Raw genomic sequence first — 18,653 nt, 5'->3', positions numbered from 1 at the left:
ATGTTCGACTCAGTGCTGGTAGCGAACCGGGGCGAGATCGCGGTCCGGGTCATCCGCACCCTGCGGGCCCTCGGCATCCGCGCGGTCGCGGTGTACAGCGATGCCGACGCCGACGCGCGGCACGTCCGCGAGGCGCACACCGCGGTGCGCATCGGCCCGGCGGAAGCCGCTCGCAGCTATCTCTCGATTCCGGCCATCGTGGACGCCGCCGTGTCTTCGGGTGCGCAGGCCGTGCACCCGGGTTACGGCTTCCTGGCGGAGAACGCCGAGTTCGCGCGCGCCTGCGAGGCCGCCGGGCTCGTGTTCATCGGCCCGCCGGTCGCGGCGATCGACGCCATGGGCGACAAGATCCGCGCGAAGGCGACGGTCTCGAAAGCCGGAGTCCCGGTCGTGCCTGGTGCGTCCGATGTGGACATACCCGAAGGCGGCTTCGCCGAAGCCGCCGCGAAGGTGGGATACCCGTTGCTGCTCAAGCCGTCCGCCGGTGGCGGCGGCAAGGGCATGCGGCTGGTGCACGCTCCTGATGAGCTCGACGCCGCGATCGAGTCCGCGCGGCGCGAGGCCAAGGGGTCCTTCGGCGACGACACGCTGCTCATGGAACGGTTCGTCACGACACCGCGGCACATCGAGATCCAGGTGCTGGCGGACACGCACGGGAACGTGATCCACCTCGGCGAACGCGAATGCAGCCTCCAGCGGCGGCACCAGAAGATCATCGAGGAAGCGCCGTCGGTGCTGCTCGACGAGGTCACCCGGGAGAAGATGGGCTCGGCGGCGGTCGAGGCCGCGCGTTCGGTGGGTTACGTCGGCGCGGGCACCGTCGAGTTCATCATGTCGGCGAAGAGCCCGGACGAGTTCTTCTTCATGGAGATGAACACCCGGCTGCAGGTCGAGCACCCGGTCACCGAGCTGGTCACCGGTCTCGACCTGGTCGAATGGCAGGTCCGGGTGGCGGCGGGCGAGGAGCTTTCCCTCAGTCAGCAGGACGTCACTTTGACCGGTCACGCCGTCGAGGCCCGCGTGTACGCCGAAGACCCGGCGCGTGGCTTCATCCCGACCGGCGGGACGGTCCTGGCGGTGCACGAGCCGTCCGGCGACGGCGTCCGCGTCGACTCCTGGATGACGTCCGGCGCGGTGGTCGGCTCGAACTACGACCCGATGCTGGCCAAGGTCATCGCCTGGGGCCCGGACCGCGCGGCGGCCCTGCACCGGCTCGACCTGGCGCTGGCCGACACGGCGTTGCTGGGCATCGGCACGAACACCGCGTTCCTGCGCGGGCTGCTGGCCGACGCCGACGTCCGCGCCGGTCGTCTCGACACCGAGCTCGTCGACCGCAATCTGTCCACTTTGGTCTCTTCGGACGTACCCGCGGAGTTCTTCGTCGCGGCCGCGCTGGACCGGTTCCTGGAGCTGCAGCCGGCCGGGCCCGTGGTGGACCCGTGGGACGTGCCGGACGGCTGGCGGATGGGCGGCTCCGGCGGGGTGACGTTCCGGCTGAAGTCCGGCGCCGCCCGCGCGGTGGTCCGCGTGCAGGGCACCCCCGCCGCGGCGACGGTGTTCGTCGACGACGCCGCGCCGGTCCAGGTCACGGCCCGGCGCGACGGCGACGTGCTCGAGATCCGGCACGCGGGCGGCTTCCACCGCTACCGCCAGGCCTGCGCTGCCGACCGGACGGTCTGGCTGGCGCGCGACGGGCTCAGCTTCCCGTTCGGCGAGCAGGAGTTCGTGCTGGCGTCGCGCGGCGAGGCCGCCGGGGCCGGTCCGGTCACCAGCCCGATGCCGGGCACGGTGCTCGTCGTGAAGGTCGCCGCGGGTGATGTCGTGAAGGCCGGAACGCCGTTGCTGGTCGTCGAAGCGATGAAGATGGAGCACACGGTCACGGCGCCGATCGACGGCGTCGTCAGCGAACTCCCCGTCCGGGCCGGCCAACAGGTCGCGCTGGACGAAACCCTTGCCATAGTTACCAATCCGGCCAAAAGTAGCCTTCAGTCGTGACTGTGGCCGGATTGGTAACCATCAGCACAGTCACGCCCCAGAAGGAGCAGCAATGATCGACTTCCGTCTGGACGAGGAGTACGAGTCCCTCCGCAAGACCGTCGAGGACTTCGCGCACGCCGAAGTCGCGCCCGTGATCGGCGAGCTGTACGAGAAGGAGGAGTTCCCGTACGCCATCGTCGCGAAGATGGGCGAGATGGGCCTGTTCGGCCTGCCGTTCCCCGAGGAGTTCGGCGGCATGGGCGGCGACTACTTCGCGCTGTGCCTGGCGCTGGAGGAGCTGGCGCGCGTCGACTCGTCGGTCGCGATCACCCTGGAAGCCGGTGTCTCGCTCGGCGCGATGCCGATCTTCCGCTTCGGGACGCAGGAGCAGAAGGAGAAGTGGCTGCCTTCGTTGTGCGAGGGCACCGCTCTCGGCGGCTTCGGCCTGACCGAGCCGGGCGGTGGCTCGGACGCCGGGGCGACGCGCACGCGTGCTTCCCAGGACGGTGACGAGTGGGTCATCAACGGCAGCAAGGCGTTCATCACCAACTCGGGCACCGACATCACCCGGCTGGTCACGGTCACGGCGGTGACGGACGTGATGGAGAACGGCCGCAAGGAGATCTCGGCGATCATCGTGCCTTCGGGCACGCCGGGGTTCCAGGTGGCGCCGAAGTACTCGAAGGTCGGCTGGAACTGCTCCGACACGCACGAACTGTCCTTTGCGGACGTCCGGGTGCCGCTCGAGAACCTGGTCGGCGTCCGTGGCCGCGGGTACGCGCAGTTCCTGTCCATTCTGGACGAAGGCCGGGTCGCGATCGCGGCGCTGTCGGTGGGCCTGGCCCAGGGCTGCGTCGACGAGTGTCTCAAGTACGTGAAGGACCGCGTCGCGTTCGGCAAGCGGATCGGCGAGTACCAGGCGATCCAGTTCAAGATCGCCGACATGGAGGTCCGCACGCACACCTCGCGCCTGGCGTACTACCAGGCGGCGTCGAAGATGCTGCGCGGCGAGCCGTTCAAGAAGGAGGCGTCGATCGCGAAGCTGGTGGCCTCGAACGCGGCGATGGACAACGCCCGCGACGCGACCCAGATCTTCGGCGGCTACGGCTTCATGAACGAGTTCCCGGTGAGCCGCTTCTACCGCGACGCGAAGATCCTCGAGATCGGCGAGGGCACCAGCGAGGTCCAGAAGATGCTGATTTCGCGGCACCTCGGGGTCGCCTGAGCCGGTCCGGGCGCCGAGCTCGACAACGATAACTATACCGGTATAGTTATCGTCATGGTTGAGATCAAGACGGAGTCCGAGCTGGCGATCATGCGCGAAGCCGGACGAGTGGTGGCGAAGACCCTGGAAGCGGTCAAGGAGGCCGCCGCGGCCGGCGTCTCCCTGCGTGAGCTGGACGAAGTCGCCGCGCAGTTCATCAGCGACGCCGGGGCGAAACCTTCGTTCCTGGGCTACCAGCCGCGGTCCGCGCCGACGCCCTACCCCGGCGTGCTCTGCACGAGTGTCAACGATGTCGTCGTGCACGGGATCCCGACGGCGTACCGCCTCAAGGACGGCGACCTGGTCAGCATCGACTGCGGGGCGATCGTCGACGGCTGGAACGGCGACGCCGCGATCAGCTTCGTCGTCGGCGACGCCGACCCGGCCGACCTCGCGCTGATCGAGGCGACCGAGCGGGCACTGGCCGCGGGGATCGCCGCCGCCCAGCCGGGCGCGAAGCTCGGCGACATCTCGTACGCGATCGGAGTCGCCGGCCGCGCGTCGGGCTTCGGCATGGTCGAGGACCACGGCGGCCACGGGATCGGCCGGGCCATGCACGAGGACCCGCACCTGCCGAACGAGGGCCGCGCGGGCCGCGGGATGCGCCTGAAGCCGGGGCTCGCCCTGGCGATCGAACCCATGCTCGTCGCGGGCGGGACCGACGCCTACCGGTACGCCGAGGACGGCTGGTCGATCCTCACCGTGGACGGCAGCCGGGCCGCGCACGTCGAGCACACCATCGCGATCACCGAAGACGGCCCGCGGGTGCTCACCGTGCGGTAGACAGGGTTCATGAGCCACATCGTCATACGATCGGGTGATTCCGGGGACGCTGACACGCTGCTGTGCTTCTTCGATGAAGCCGTGGAATGGCTGGTGGCCCGCGGCAGCTCGAAGCAGTGGGGGACCGAGCCGTGGAGTGCGGTCCCGAAGCGCGTCGAGCGGGTGAAGGGCATGGCGGCGGACCCGGGTCTGCGCATCGCGGTGGTCGACGGCGAACCCGCCGGCGCGCTGGTCGTCTCCGAGGAACACGACCGGCACGTGCCGCCGGTTGACGAGCGTGAACTGTACATCCGGCTGCTGATCACGTCGCGGCGGTTCACCGGCCAGCGCGTCGGCGGCCGCCTCGTCGAGTACGCGCTCGACGAGGCGCGGCGGCGTGGGATCGACCTCGTGCGCGTCGACTGCTGGGCCGGCGGCGACGGTGGCCTGCAGCGGTACTACGAGAGCCAGGGGTTCTCGCCGACGGTGCGGTTCACCGTCGACGACTGGGTCGGGCAGGTGCTGGAGCGGCGCCTGGGGTAGCGGGATCCGGTGGCGCGGGTGACACTGTTGACGCGTTGCCAACAGACGAAGGAGTCGCCATGGCCGAGGAACTCGCGGGCAAGGTCGTCGTCATCACCGGCGGCGGGCAGGGGATCGGCGCGGCGACCGCGTCCGCCCTCGCCCGGCTGGGCGCGAAGGTGGTGATCGGCGACCTCGACCAGGTCCGGGCCGAGAAGACGGCCGGAGAGCTGGGCGCCGACGCGCTGCCGCTGGACGTCACCGACATCCGCGGGTTCACCGGGTTCCTCGACGAGGTCGAGCGGCGCCACGGCCGGATCGACGTGCTGATCAACAACGCCGGCATCATGCCGCTCGCCGCCCTCGAAGAGGAGAGCGACGCGACCACCCGGCGTCAGCTGGAGATCAACGTCCACGCCGTCATCCACGGCACCCGCGAGGCGGTGAAGCGGATGCGGCCGCGGGCCGGCGGGCACATCGTCAACGTCGCGTCGTTCGCGGGCAAGGCCGGCTTCCCCGGCGCGGCGACCTACTGCGCCACCAAGCACGCCGTCGTCGGGTTCTCCGAAGCGGTGCACCTGGAGCTGCACGGCAGCGGCGTCCACGTCTCGTGCGTGATGCCGGGCATCGTGCGGACGGAGCTCGCGAGCGGCCTCGGCGAGGCGAAGATGTTCAAGTCGGTGCGGCCGGAAGATGTGGCCGACGCCATCGTATCCGCGCTGCGCAAGCCTCGTTTCGACGTTTTCGTGCCCCGGTCGCTGGGCACTATGGGCAAGCTCACGCGGCTGTTGCCGCGCCGTGCGGGCGAAGCGTTCGCACGAGCGTTGAAGGCGGACCGGCTTTTGGCTTCGGCAGCCCATTCCCCGGCCCGTGCGGCGTACGAAGCGCGGGCCGCGGAGAGCGGGCCCGGGGTAACTCGGACGGACTAGCGACTGTCCGAATTGGACGTGCTTGCGGGGTGCTTGCGGGCGTGGTGATGTTGAGTCCGCTCGCCCGGCCCGGCAAGATTGCCCCCGAATCCGCTTTTGGGAGGCACGAGAAATGGCTTCACCACCCGCACGGCTGGCCGCCGCGGCGTCGAACGTGGTCGGCAAGGTGCTGCACGGCGGCGTCGCCGACCTGCGCCCGATGCCGCGGGTGCTGATCGACCAGGGCCCGAACCGGTCGCTGTACCGGATGACGCACAGCAGCCGCCCGGTGTCCGGGCCGCCGATCCTGCTGGTGCCGCCGCTCGCCGCGCCGGCCATCTGCTTCGACTTGCGCCGCGGCTGCAGCCTCATCGAGCACCTGGTCGAGGGCGGCCGCAACACCTACCTCGTCGACTACGGCATGGTCGCCTTCTCCGACCGGCGCCTGGGCATCGAGCACTGGATCGACGAGGTGCTGCCGCGGGCGATCCGCAAAGTGAGCCTCGACGCGGGCGGCCAGGACGTGCACCTGGTGTCGTGGTCGCTGGGCGGGATCTTCTCGCTGCTGGTGAACGCCGACCGGCCGGACCTGCCGATCGCGTCGATCACCGCGATCGGCTCACCGGTGGACTTCACGGCGATCCCGATCGTGGCGCCGTTCCGCCCGCTGGTCGACCTGACACGCGGCCACCTGCTGACCCCGATCTACCGCGCGTTCGGCGGCGCACCGTCCTATTTGGTCAGCCGCGTCTTCCGCGCGACAGGCATCAGCAAGGAAATCACGAAACCCCTGGCGATCCTGTCTCACCTCGACGACCGCGACTACCTGGCCCAGATCGAGGCGGTCGACCACTTCATGAGCAACATGTACGCCTACCCGGGCCGCACGTTCGGCCAGCTGTACCACCGGCTGTTCCGCACGAACGACCTGGCCGAGGGCAAGGTGGACCTGAACGGCCGGATCATCTCGCTGTCGTCGGTCCGGGTGCCGACGCTGGTGGTGGCGGGCGAGAACGACACGATCGCGCCCCGGCCGTCGGTCGAGCGGGTGGTGGAGCTGCTGGACAAGGCCCCGGAGGTCCGCTTCAAGACGGCTCCCGGCGGTCACCTGGGCGTCCTGACGGGCCGCAAGGCCCGCGGCACGACCTGGCGCTACCTGGACGAGTTCCTGGACGACCGCATCGCGGCCTCCTGAAAGCCGTGAATGGCACATTGAGGGACGTAGAGTCCCTCAATGTGCCATTCACGGACTTGGGTGTTACTTGAGCTCGGCGGAAGTCTTGCCGAGGATCCGGCGGGCCACGATCAGCTGCTGAATCTGCTGAGTCCCCTCGAAGATGTCGAGGATCTTCGCGTCCCGGGCCCACTTCTCGAGGAGGGACTCCTCGCCGTAAGCCCCGGTCAGCTCGACGCACTTCAGAGCGATGTCGACGACGGAGCGTCCCGCCTTGGCCTTCGCCATCGACGCCTGCAGGGAGTTCGGCTTGCGGTTGTCCGCCATCCACGCCGATTCCAGCGTCAGCAGGTACGCCGACTCGTAGTCCGCTTCCAGTTTCAGGTATTCCGCGGCCGCCGCGTGCTGGGCGTTCGCCGGGCGGTCGTAGTCGATTTCCACCCCGGCTTCGGACAGGATCCGCTTGGTCTCCTCCAGCGCCGCGCGGGCCACGCCGATCGCCATCGCCGCCACCAGCGGCCGCGTGTTGTCGAACGTCTGCATGACGCCCGCGAAACCCTTGGCCGTGTCGATCTCCGGTGTGCCCAGGAGGTTCTCCTTGGGCACGCGGCAGTTCTCGAAGCGCAGCACCGCCGTGTCGGAGGCGCGGATGCCGAGCTTGTGCTCGACGCGCACCACCTCGAAGCCCGGTGTGCCCTTCTCGACCACGAACGACTTGATCGCCGCACGGCCCTTGGTCTTGTCCAGCGTCGCCCACACGACCACCGCGTCGGCGCGCTCGCCCGACGTCACGAAGATCTTCTCGCCGTTCAGGACGTAGTGGTCGCCGTCCAGGCGGGCCGTCGCCGTGATGGCCGCCGAGTCCGAGCCGCACGACGGCTCGGTGATCGCCATCGCCGCCCACATGCCGGAGAAGCGTTCGAGCTGGTCGTCCGTCGCCACCGAGCCGATCGCCGCGTTGCCCAGGCCCTGGCGCGGCATCGACAGCAGCAGGCCGACGTCACCCCAGCACATCTCGATCGTGCCGAGGACGACGTTCAGGTTGGCGCCGTTGCGGTTGCCCTTTTCGTTCTCGTCCTTCGAACGGCGGACGCCTGCCGCGCCCGCGCCACCCTCGCCGGAGGAGTTGAGCCCGTCCAGCAGCGCCGCGAACATGTCGAGCTCGGCCGGGTACGTGTGCTCCGCGCGGTCGTACTTGCGCGAGATCGGCCGGAACACCTCGGCCGCGGCCTGGTACGCCTGGTTGATCAGCGCGCCGGCCTTCTGGGGGACTTCCAGGTTAATCATCGTTAACGCCTTTCCGAAGCCTAGAGAAGGACGGCGCCTTCCATGACGCCGATGGCGCGCAGGTCGCGGTACCAGCGCTCGACCGGGTGCTCCTTGACGAAGCCGTGCCCGCCGAGCAGCTGCACGCCCGCGCTGCCGATCTGCATGCCCTTGTCCACGGCCAGCTTCCGGGCCAGCGCGACCTCGCGGGCGTAAGGCTTGCCCTGCTCGGCCCGCGCCGCCGCGCGCAGCGTGACCAGTCGCAGGCCCTCCAGCTCGATCGCGATGTCGGCCACGGAGAACGCCACCGCCTGCCGGTGGCTGATCGGCTCGCCGAACGCCGTCCGCTCGTTGACGTAAGGGACGACGTAGTCGAGGACGGCCTTCGCGGTGCCCGCGGCCAGCGCCGCCCAGCCCAGCCGTGACAGCCGGACCGCCTCGGTGAAGACGTCGAGCTTGCCGCCGCCGAGCAGCGCGCCCGCGGGCAACGCCACCTTCTCCAGGTGGAGCTTGCCGGTCGCGGCGCCGCGCAGGCCCATCGCGGGCTCGCTCTCGATGGAGACGCCGGCGTTCGACGACTCGACGAGGAACAGCGCCGGGCCGCGGCCTTCGAGGTCGGCCGAGACGATGAACAGCTCGGCCGCCGCCGCGCGCGGCACCAGCGACTTCACGCCGTCGAGCTGGTAACCCTTCGGCGTGCGACGCGCCTTCGTCGCGGGCTTGAACGGGTCGTAGAGCGCTTTCTGCTCCTGCAGCGCCAGCGCGGCGGCCGGGACGTGCTCGCCGACGAACGCCGGCAGGTAGTCGGCCTGCTGCTGCTCGTCGCCCCAGCTGACCAGCGCGGTGCTCACCGCGGACGGCGCGAGCACGGCCACGGCCAGGCCGAGGTCGCCGTGCGCAAGCGCTTCCGCGACGAGCGCGTTGGTCACCACCGAGCGTTCGGTGCCGACGCCGCCGAGCTCCTCGGGGATGCCGACCAGGCTGATGCCCAGCTCGGCGGCCCGGTTCAGCAGCCCCTCGGGTGCTTCGAGCTTGGCATCGGCGTCCGCGGCGGCCGGGCGCAGCTGCTCGGCGGCGAACTCCGTCACCGTCTCGACGATGAGCTGCTGGTCCTCGGTCGGCGTGAGGTCGAACAACCCGGTGTCCGCGGACGGCGCGAGCCGGGCGGGCTTGCCCAGCTTCTGCACCGACTTGAACGACCGGGTAGCCGCGCCGGCGACGCGGAAGCCGTTGCGGGTCCCCGCGGTGACCAGGCCTTCGAGGGGCTTGCGCAGCCCGGCTCGCTCGACGACCTTGCTCCCGGCCAGCTGGGTCAGCGCGGACAGGCCCCAGCCCATCGCGTCCCGTTTCCTTGGCGCAGCCATGTGGCCCTCCATCCCGTTACCTACTCGTGAGTAGGTTAACCCGGGAGGCGGCGCGACGCCAGTGCGGGGTCACTCACGAGTGAGCGGTGTGCACCTGCCTGCGCCATTCGGCGAACCGAAACCGCTCGAAGGTGACAAGTCCGAGCACGAGCCCGGCGATGATCAGCAGCAGCACGGCCGCGGGCACGTGTTCCAGCAGCGGTGTCGCCGCGACCAGCAGGACGCCGACGACCAGCCGCTGGTGGTTCCAGCTGCCGAGGTTGCGCTTGCGCAGGGAGCTCAAGGCGATCAGGTAGAGCGCGAGCCCGCCGGTCAGGGTCCAGATCGGGACGCCGTGCAGTGCCTCGCCAGGCGTGTGGTTCTCGGTGTCGGCGATGGAGAGGAAGGCCTTCTTCAGCCCGAGGGCGACGAGCACGATTCCGGCGATCAGCGGCAGGTGCAGGAAGGTGTAGGAGTCGGTGGCGAGCTTCGCGCGTTCGACCCCGGTCGCCTGGGTCAGCCGGTGCTCGGAGACGCGCGCGACGACGTCGAAGTAGGCCCACCACATGCCGGCGGCCAGCGTGAGCCCGCACACGGCGGCGCCGGCGACCAGCCACGACATCGGCAGCGCCCCGATCCCGATGCCGATCGCGACGATCGACTCGCCGAGCGCGATGATCACGATGAGCCCGAACCGCTCGGCGAAGTGCGCGGGCGAGTTCAGCCGCCAGCCGTCGGGCCCGGTGAGGTAGACGTTGAGGTAGTCGACGAGCAGCGCGACGACCCACAGCCCCAGCTGCCACGGCCCGGTGAGCGCCGTGCTCACGGCCAGGAGCACGACGCTCGGCAGCAGCCCGACGAACATCTTGAGCAGAACGCGCCGCAACCCGGGATCGCGCTGCGCGGCGCCGAGGTAGGCGACGAGGTGCAGCAGCCGCACGAGCGCGTAGCAGCCGACGAACAGCCCGGGCGCGAACAACCCGCCGGGGTGGTCGACGAAGGCCTCGGGGATGGTCAACGACACCAGGAACATCACGGTCATGGCTCCGAACATGGCGAGCCGCGCGATCCCGTGGTCGACGTGGATGGTGGTCCCGAGCCAGGCATAGCTGCACCAGCACCACCACAGGACGGCGAGCATGGCCAGCCCCTGCCCGACCCCGAGGGGGCTGAGGTGGTCGGCCATCAGCTGGGTGGTCTGGGTGATGGCGTAGACGAAGACCAGGTCGAAGAAGAGCTCGATGGTCGAGACGCGGTGATCCTCTTCCGCGCTCACCAGGTGCAGGCGTGTCGTGGGCACGCCGAATTATGGACGAAAACATGTCAGCAGGTTCCGGTTTTGTCGTAACGCCCTGCGCGAACATGGCCGAACGTGCATGGGTCTGGGACAATGAGCGACGGGACGTGGGGAGGTGGGCCGTGCATTCCTATCCGGCCGCGCTGCACCGGACGGTCATGGCTGTGGACGTCGCCGGGTACAACCACCCGAGCCGCACCATGGCCCACCTGCGCGAGGTGCACGACGGACTTTGGCGGGTCCTGCGCACGACGTTCGCGGAAACCGGCATCCCGTGGGACGTCTGTTTCGTGGAGAACACGGGCGACGGCGCGATGTTCCTCCTGCCGCCGGAGATCGGGAAGGCGGACCTGGTCGCCGAATTCCCCGCCCGGATGCACGCCGAGCTGTGCCGCTACAACCACGTCCACGCGGCGGAAGCCCAGATTCGGCTCCGGCTGGCCTTGCACGCCGGCGAGGTGGCCAAGGGCAGCCACGGTTCGGTCAGCAAGGCGGTGAGCGCGACGTTCCGCATGCTCGAAGCACCAGAGGCCAAGTCGGCGCAGAAGGAGTCGGGGGCGGACCTCGCGCTGATCGCATCGGACCTGATCTACCAGGACGTCGTCTCCCAGGACCCGGCCGCCGATCCCCGGTCCTACCGCCGGATCCCGGTGAAGGTCAAAGCCGGGGAGCACGCCGCGTGGGCGTGGCTGCGCCTCTTGGGTGCCCCGCTCGCCGGGATCGCCGTGTCGGCAACGGCGCCGGCCGTCGAACGAGTGGACCGGCCGCTCCCGTTCGCGGCGCTGGTCGAGGCGCTGCTGGCGATCACGTGCGTGCGGAACGCGGAAAGCCGCCGGCTCCTGCTGGAGATGTTCTCCCGGCGTGAGATCGCGGACGCGGTACCGCACCAGGCGGAAGACCGGTTGCACGTGATCGAATTGGCGCGCACGTGCGAACGGTACGACGGCGGGCTGGAGGAATTGCTCGCCACCGTGCGCATGCTCGATCCGGTGTCGCCGCAGGTCGAGAAGCTCGGCGCGGTGATCGCGAGCCGCTCGGCGTACGGAGTCCGTTAGCAGTTGTCCGCCTTTTGCCCCTTTTCGCGGTGCACCGGATAGGTAGACTCGCGATCTTCGGGGCACTTCGCGGGGGCGGGAGGTGGTACGCCGGTGTCGACAACGCATGGGCGCCCCCAAATCGGCATAGCGATTCGCCGGGCACTCGTCGACGTGCTGGTGGTCGCCGGCTTCGCCGATGACAAGTCGATCCGCACATTGATGGTCGCGGAGCTCCGAAGAGCGCTGGACAATCCGTTCACCGTGCCGGATCAGCTGGCGCCGCGCGCGCAGTTGATCGAAATCGTCAACGGGTGCAGCGGGATCGAAGAGGGGCTGCCGGTACTGGCCGACGTACTCGAGTTCCTCCGGCCGGGTACGAAGGAATGCACGGAGTTCCGCGCTTTGGTGGATTCCTTGCCGTTGCGAGATGTGGTATCGGCGGCGGAGCAGGAGAAATTCCGCCGTCAGCTCGAGGGATTCTCGCCGCCCGGGCTCCGGGCGGCCGTCCGCCGCGCCGCCCGGTATGTCGTACCGGCACCGCGCTACGCGGACGCGGCCGAAGCCTTCTTCGGCCTTGCGGACTTCAACGCCGCCCCTGGGGAGCTGCCACCGGTCGTGGCCTTCGCCGTGCTGATCGCGGCCGAGTGTGACGACCAACTGGCCGCCCAGCTCCGAAAATGGGCTGACGGACAGGCGCACCGCCTTCGGCTCGAAGATGCGCTCCGGGAGCTCCGGGCTCACGTGACGCCGTCGGCGTCGGGGCAGCTGCACTTGACCATCATGATCAGTCCCGACCCCGTCGAAGCGGATCTCTACGAGATTTCGCACTGGCGGCAGGACGATCCCGCCGAGTGGCCGCCACCTCGTGGGGAAACCGTTTGGACGACATCGGCCGGGCTCGAGAACGAAGTGGCGAAAGTGATCTCGGCGGCGGAAGAGGCGTGGTCGACACGCGATGCCGAAGCCGTTCTCGAGTTCGTGCTTCCGCGCGTGCTGTTGGACCTTCCGGTGCACACCTGGAACACGCAGCGTGACATCGGGGAGCCTCAACCGCTGTACATGACTTATCCGACGGTTATTCGTTCACTGGAACGGATGAGTTCCCGGCGTTCGCACCGGGTTTGGCGCCGGAGATGGACGGCCTGGACCGAGGAGCCGTCGTTCGAACGAGTGTATTTCTGCAACCCCGAGGACACCGAAGATCATCGTCGTCTCGACGCGATTCTCAGCGACGAGCGATGGCTCATGGCCGTTCTGACGCAGACACCGCCGGTGAGCCCGATTCCGGGGCGAGATGAGCTTTTCGCCGCTTTGCGCGCCGGACTGCCCGTGATCGTTTGGCACCCGACGGTCTCTTCGGAAGTCGTGCGCGAGGTGGTAGCCTGGTTGGCCGGTAGTGATGATTTGGGGAATTTGCCGGCACTGACCCGCAAGCACCGTCTCGACGCACTGGGAAATCGGTCGTCGTCTCCGGATGACGGCGTCATAGGGGATTTGGTGGTGCTATGGGACGACCCGAGCCGCACGCTCCCCCTCGGCGATGGCGGAAACGGCCCGGCCGGGGGAGGAGGTGCCGATGAGCACGACCGAGCTTCCTGACCGCACGCCGGAGTGGTGGATTTACCGGGGCACCGGGCACCCCCTGCAGGACACGCACCTGGCCGATCGGCTCCCCCCGCCGCCGCCGTGGCGTGACTTCCGGCGGGACGGCGAACCGCTCGGCGCCGACGTGCCGCAGGACGACGCCGAGACCGACCGGCGCTTGGGCGTGCAACTGAGCTTCACCGCCGGGCACGCCAACCGCACCGAAGTCGACATGGTCAACGCCGCCCTGTACCTGCGCCGTCCCCTCTTGGTGACCGGGAAACCCGGCAGCGGCAAGTCGAGCCTGGCCTACCGGATCTCCCGCGAACTGCGCCTCGGCCGGGTGCTCCGTTGGTCGATCACTTCGCAGACCACCCTGAATTCCGGGTTGTACGACTACGACGCCATCGGACGGGTGCAGGCGTCGGCGGCGCTCCGCGCCGGCCCGGTGGAGACCGGCGCGGAGGAACCACCCATCGGCGACTTCGTCCGGTTGCGCGAGCTGGGAACCGCGTTCTTGCCGCGCCGCCTGCCGCGGGTGCTCCTGGTCGACGAGCTCGACAAGGCCGAATCCGATCTGCCCCACGATCTGCTCTCGATCTTCGAGGACGGCGAATTCCTCATCCCGGAGCTCGCGCGGGACGCCCGCCAGTCGCCGGTGGCCGAAGTGTTCACGGCCGATCCCGGCTACACCGCCGAGATCGAGAACGGCGTCGTCCGCTGCTCGGCGTTCCCCGTAGTCGTCATCACCAGCAACGGGGAGCGGGACTTCCCGCCCGCCTTCCTGCGCCGCTGCCTGCGCCTGGAGATGAAGGACCCGACCCCGGCGCAGCTCGCCGCCATCGTCGCCGCGCACACACTCGACCCGCGGCAGCGCGGAGTGCTCATCGAGGACTTCGTCGCGCGGCGCGCGGCGGTCGGCGGACTGCCGGCGGACAAGCTGCTCGACGCGATCTTCCTGGCGACCTCCGGCGCCTACCAACCCGACGACCCCGGCTGGCCGTTGCTGGTCGAGGCGCTGTGGCAGCAGCTGAACCAGCAGGGCCACTGAAATGCCGGGCACCCCGGGAGGTCCGGAGGACCACGACCTGACAGCGCGGGAGGTTGCCGACGGCTTGTGGCTGATGGCCGCCATCGCCGCGAACACGACCGAGCCACCGCCTCCCGCGGAGCCACCCCTGTCTCCACGCCGCCCCGAGCCGCTCGAGATCGGCCGGGCGCATCCTCCTCCGATGGAGGAACCCGAGCACGCCGGAGTCGGGCCCCCGCCTGAACTGCCCGAACTGCCCGAATCCGACCCGATCCGGACCGGGACCGGGACCGGGACCGGCCAGGGTGCCCCGGCCGCGGGCGGCCTGCCGGGAAGGGAGGGAGCGCCGACGCCTGGCGCCGCTTCGCCGTTGCCCGACATCGGCAGGCTCGTGCGCGCCTTCCGGGCCTTCAAACGCAAGGTGCCTTCGACACGCCCGGAGGACGTCGAGCTCGACGAGGAGCAGACCGCCGAGGCCAGCGCCGAAGCGGGGATGTGGCTCCCGGTCACCAAGCGGAAGCGGCAGCCGTGGCTGGACCTGACGCTCGTGGTCGAACAGGCGCCGTCGATGGCGCTGTGGGCGCCGACCGTCGCGGCGTTCGTGACGCTGTGCCAGCGGCGGCTCGGCGTCTTCCGGTCGGTCCAGGTGCGGCTCCTGGAGACGGGGAAGGCCGGGCGAGCCGAAGGCGGCATGGTCCTGGAGCCGGTGCTGCGCGGCGGAACCCCGGAAAGCCCCGTGCGGGGCGCGGGCGAGCCCGTCGGCTCCTCCGGGCGCCGCGTGATGCTCGTGCTGACGGACGGGATCAGTGATGCCTGGCACCGGGATCTGGTGCAGCCGCTGATCGCCCGCTGGGGCCGCAAGGTCCCGGTCGCGATCGTCCACCTGCTGCCGAGGCGGCTGTGGGTACGAGGGGGCGTCGACGCTCAGAACGCCGAAATCACGACGAAGGGTCCGGTCCGGCCCAACGACTCGTACCGGGTCCGCCTGACCGACCTGCTGTCCGACGGTCTCGAGCGAGCGGAACTGACCGGGGACTCGATCGCGGTCCCCGTGCTGGAACTGGAGGAACGCTGGTTCCGCAGGTGGGCGGAGGTCGTCACCGGCCGAGCGGACGAGCCGCGGAAATGCTCGGTCATGGTGGTTCGCGACCGTCCGGCGGTATCTGTCCCTGAATCGAGTGACAATCCGGAGCCGTCGAAGAATGAGGTCACCGCTCAGGATCGGGTGAGAGATTTTCACAGCCGAGCTTCGCCATCGGCATTTCGGCTGGTCACGCTCTTGGCGGCGGTTCCGGTCGATATCGAAGTGGCGTCGGCGGTGCAGGAGGAAATGCTCCCAGGATCAGGTCCCGATCACCTGATCGAGGTATTCACAAGCGGGTTGCTCCAAAACGACGGGACCCGGCAACCATGGGAGAGGACGACGCCATGGGAATTTTCCGGCCAGACGAGGAGGGTCTTGCTCAGCGGGGCACGAAGGTCGGATACTGCCCATGCGGTCCGTGTGGCGTCGCGGCGGATCGGCGGCCAGAACCCTGTGCTGGCAAGGCTCCAGGCGGCTCTCGTGGATCCCGATTCGACACCGGACCCGGAACCCGAGACGGCGACGAGTGAGGAGATAGCTCTCGAACGAGACGTGATGAGTGCCCTGTCGGGCCCGTACCTCTCCAGAGCCGACCGGCTGAGCAGACTGGCAAAACGAGGAAGACTAGCAAGGCCGGATCGACTGGATCAGTTTGCATGGGCCGCCGAACCGAGTAAAGTCGGCGGCGATAATGTGGCGCGCGTGAGTGAGGTATTGGCTGGGGAGCTCACAGGGACCCCTGGCGAGACAACTGCGGACCAGGGGAGTCAAGAGCCGGTGGAACTAGCTTCAACCGGTGAAAAGCCGGTCACCGCCGAGAAGGCGAGCGTGGTGGCCAGTGTCGGCGCGTCTACCTCACGTCAAGTACGGCGTTCGGGTGAAGAGGTACCCCCGATCTGGGGTGCAATTCCACCCCCCAACCCCAATTTCACCGGTCGTGGCGAACTACTGGCCCAGTTGAGTGAAAAACTGGGTGCGGGCACGACGGCCGTCCTGCCTGCCGCTTTGCACGGGATGGGTGGCATCGGCAAGACCCAGATGGCCACCGAGTACATCTACCGGCACCTGCAGGACTACGACATCGTCTGGTGGATCCAGGCCACGCGGCCGACCCAGATCCACGCGTCGCTCACGGAGCTGGCCCAGCACCTCCGCCTGCCGGGGGCGTCCGAGGCCAACACCGCGGTGCCCGCGGTGAAGGAAGCGCTGCGGCTCGGCCGGCCGTACCGGCGATGGCTGCTGGTTTTCGACTCGGCGGAAGACCCGGACATGGTCCGGCCCTTCTTCCCGGTCGGCGGTCCAGGGGACATCTTGGTGACATCGCGCAACCCGAACTGGTCGGCCATGGCGCGTCCTCTGGAGGTGGCCGTGTTCGAGCGCAGCGAAAGCAAGATGCTGCTGAGCCGGCGCGGCCCCCAATTGGATGACACGGACGCCGATCGCATCTCCGAGAAGCTGGGCGACCTGCCGCTGGCCATCGAGCAGGCGGCGGCATGGCTTGCCGAGACCGGGATGACCGCCAGGGAATACCTCCGGCTGTTCGACGAGAAGGTTGCGGAGATCCTTGACACCTCGAATCCGCAGGACTATGAGACTTCGGTCGCGGCGGCGTGGAACGTATCGTTCGACCAGCTGAGTGTGAGCAGCCCGGCCGCGCACCAGTTGTTGCAGGTCTGCGCGTTCTTCGCGCCCGAACCGGTGTCGCGCAGCTTGTTCGCCGGAGTCCGCGGGCTCACGGTGTCGCCAGAACTCGACTTCGCACTGCGTGATCCGATCAAGCTGGGCCGCGCTGTTCGCGACATCAACCGGTTTGGCCTCGCGAAGATCGACCACCGGACCGACACCATTCTGCTGCACCGGCTCGTGCAGTTGGTCCTCCGGAACCGCATGACGGAGCAGCAGCGCAACGAAATGCGCCACGGCGCACACGAGCTGCTGGCGAACCTCGACCCGAGAGACCCGGGATCACCCCGTCAGTGGCAGCGCTACCAGGAAGTGCTGCCCCACATCTACGACGCCGAGCTGATCGAGTGCACGGACCAGTGGGTGCGGCAGCTGGTGATCAACCTGATGCAGTTCCTCTACCACTGGGGGGACCACGAGGGCGCGGTCACGCTCGCGGAACGCGCGGTGCGGGCGTGGGAGCGGGATCGGCTCGAACGGCATGGCAGGGGTGAAGCACCCATCGAAGACCCGCCGATGCAGGAGCTGGAGGCTTCCGAGCGGCTGGCGTTCTACCTGTGGGCAGTGGGGCGCTACGCCGACGCGGAGCAAATCAGCAAGGCTACTTACGACCGTTACCGGGAGTCGATCGGTGCCGACCGGGAAGAGACGCTCAACGCCGCACTGACCTACGCGCTGATCTTGAAGACGAGAGGTGACTTCGCGGAAGCTGCCCAGCGGAACGAAGAGATCTTCGTCAAGGCGCGTGGCTTGTTCGGGAACGACGACCCGCTCACGCTGAGTGCAGCCAACGACTATGTCGCGGCGTTACTCCTGGTTGGGAAGTACGGGCAGGCGAACGAACTGGCCGCGGAGACCTACCGCCGGTGCGTGGAGGTCTTCGGCTACGACAACGCGTCGACTGTCACGATGCAGGTCTTGATGGTGATCGCCCGGCGCGAGCTGGGCGACTACCCGTGGGCGAGGATCGAACAGCAGCAGATCACCGATCGGGTCGAGCAGCTGTACGGCGAGGACAGCATCAGCACCCTCCGCCGCAAGTATCACCTCGCGGTCGCGTGCCGGAAGGACGGCGATCACGACGAGGCCCGCAAGATCTCCGAGGACGCACTCCGCCGGTTCCGGATCCGGTACGGCGACAAACACCCGAACGCACTGGCGTGTGCTCTCGGGTATTCGATCGACCTGCGGCACGCTCACGACTTCGCCAGGGCCCGTGAACTGGGGGAGGAGGTCTTCGATCTCTATCGTGAAAACCTCGGAGAAAAGCACCCGCACACTCTCTCCGCGGCGCTCGACCTCGGGGTGACGCTGCGGCTGTCCGGCGATCCGTCGAGTGCGCGGGTGCTGGACGAGCGGTCGTTGGAGGAGTTCCGGATACAGCTGGGCGAGGATCATCCGCACACGATCGTGTGCGCGATCGACGTCGCGAGTGACCTCGCGGCACTGGATCGCGTCGAAGAGGCCGCCGAGCGTGACGCGGAGCTGCTGGACCGTTCACGCCGGGTCCTCGGCGAAGACCATCCGACAACGCTGGCAGTCCAGCTCAACCGGTCACTGGACCTCAGGACGCTCGGCCGGAGCGAAGAGGCGGACGAGCTGTACGAGGACGTCATGAGCCGCTACCGGCACGTTCTCGGCGAAGCGCATCCCGGCACGATCGCGGCGTCGAAGGAAGTCCGCGCCGACTGCGACATCGACCCGATGCCGCTGTAGCTTTCG

At 68.8% G+C, this 18,653-nt stretch carries 13 protein-coding genes; 10 read left to right on the top strand and 3 right to left on the bottom strand.

Annotated elements, in window-relative coordinates; genetic code table 11:
- The 6 genes from A3CE_RS0115915 to A3CE_RS0115890 all read left to right on the top strand — a co-directional run bounded on the left by A3CE_RS0115915 (position 1) and on the right by A3CE_RS0115890 (position 6,628).
- Positions 1 to 1,995, top strand: coding sequence for an acetyl-CoA carboxylase biotin carboxylase subunit (locus A3CE_RS0115915; RefSeq protein WP_026468533.1), 1,995 nt, complete (start codon positions 1 to 3; stop codon positions 1,993 to 1,995).
- Between the two features lie 52 nt (positions 1,996 to 2,047).
- The gene (locus A3CE_RS0115910; RefSeq protein WP_020641087.1) at positions 2,048 to 3,202 is read left to right on the top strand and encodes an acyl-CoA dehydrogenase family protein; all 1,155 of its coding nucleotides are present in this window, start codon (positions 2,048 to 2,050) and stop codon (positions 3,200 to 3,202) included.
- 54 nt (positions 3,203 to 3,256) lie between these two features.
- Positions 3,257 to 4,024, top strand: coding sequence for a type I methionyl aminopeptidase (gene map, locus A3CE_RS0115905; RefSeq protein ID WP_020641086.1), 768 nt, complete (start codon positions 3,257 to 3,259; stop codon positions 4,022 to 4,024).
- 9 nt (positions 4,025 to 4,033) lie between these two features.
- Positions 4,034 to 4,546, top strand: a complete 513-nt coding sequence (locus A3CE_RS0115900) for a GNAT family N-acetyltransferase (RefSeq protein ID WP_020641085.1) — start codon at positions 4,034 to 4,036, stop codon at positions 4,544 to 4,546.
- Between the two features lie 59 nt (positions 4,547 to 4,605).
- Complete coding sequence (locus A3CE_RS0115895) at positions 4,606 to 5,454, top strand: SDR family oxidoreductase (protein ID WP_020641084.1); 849 nt, start codon at positions 4,606 to 4,608, stop codon at positions 5,452 to 5,454.
- Between the two features lie 112 nt (positions 5,455 to 5,566).
- Positions 5,567 to 6,628, top strand: coding sequence for an alpha/beta hydrolase (locus tag A3CE_RS0115890; RefSeq protein ID WP_020641083.1), 1,062 nt, complete (start codon positions 5,567 to 5,569; stop codon positions 6,626 to 6,628).
- Between the two features lie 63 nt (positions 6,629 to 6,691).
- Here A3CE_RS0115890 and A3CE_RS0115885 read toward each other — a convergent pair whose 3' ends face one another.
- The 3 genes from A3CE_RS0115885 to A3CE_RS0115875 all read right to left on the bottom strand — a co-directional run bounded on the left by A3CE_RS0115885 (position 6,692) and on the right by A3CE_RS0115875 (position 10,516).
- Positions 6,692 to 7,894, bottom strand: coding sequence for an acyl-CoA dehydrogenase family protein (locus tag A3CE_RS0115885; RefSeq protein ID WP_020641082.1), 1,203 nt, complete (start codon positions 7,892 to 7,894; stop codon positions 6,692 to 6,694).
- A gap of 20 nt (positions 7,895 to 7,914) precedes the next feature.
- Entirely contained in the window at positions 7,915 to 9,210 is a 1,296-nt protein-coding gene (locus A3CE_RS0115880; RefSeq protein WP_020641081.1) for an acyl-CoA dehydrogenase family protein, read from the bottom strand.
- 100 nt (positions 9,211 to 9,310) lie between these two features.
- Positions 9,311 to 10,516: a low temperature requirement protein A gene (locus A3CE_RS0115875; protein ID WP_020641080.1), complete on the bottom strand. Its 1,206-nt coding sequence runs from the start codon at positions 10,514 to 10,516 to the stop codon at positions 9,311 to 9,313.
- A 119-nt stretch (positions 10,517 to 10,635) separates the two neighbouring features.
- Here A3CE_RS0115875 and A3CE_RS0115870 point away from each other — a divergent pair, with 119 nt between their 5' ends.
- The 4 genes from A3CE_RS0115870 (at position 10,636) to fxsT (ending at position 18,647) form a co-directional block, all read left to right on the top strand.
- A complete protein-coding gene (locus A3CE_RS0115870; RefSeq protein WP_020641079.1) occupies positions 10,636 to 11,568 on the top strand; it encodes an effector-associated domain 2-containing protein in 933 nt (310 codons plus the stop codon).
- 93 nt (positions 11,569 to 11,661) lie between these two features.
- A complete protein-coding gene (locus tag A3CE_RS0115865; RefSeq protein ID WP_020641078.1) occupies positions 11,662 to 13,149 on the top strand; it encodes a VMAP-C domain-containing protein in 1,488 nt (495 codons plus the stop codon).
- Complete coding sequence (locus A3CE_RS0115860) at positions 13,127 to 14,185, top strand: AAA family ATPase (protein ID WP_043792336.1); 1,059 nt, start codon at positions 13,127 to 13,129, stop codon at positions 14,183 to 14,185. Before A3CE_RS0115865 ends, A3CE_RS0115860 begins: the two co-directional genes overlap by 23 nt.
- A gap of 1 nt (position 14,186) precedes the next feature.
- The gene (gene fxsT, locus A3CE_RS0115855) at positions 14,187 to 18,647 is read left to right on the top strand and encodes an FxSxx-COOH system tetratricopeptide repeat protein (RefSeq protein ID WP_084641579.1); all 4,461 of its coding nucleotides are present in this window, start codon (positions 14,187 to 14,189) and stop codon (positions 18,645 to 18,647) included.
- Positions 18,648 to 18,653 lie beyond the last annotated feature (6 nt).

The sequence above is a fragment of the Amycolatopsis balhimycina FH 1894 genome (assembly GCF_000384295.1).
GTDB lineage: Bacteria > Actinomycetota > Actinomycetes > Mycobacteriales > Pseudonocardiaceae > Amycolatopsis > Amycolatopsis balhimycina.
This window is presented reverse-complemented; position numbering and strand designations above follow the sequence as displayed.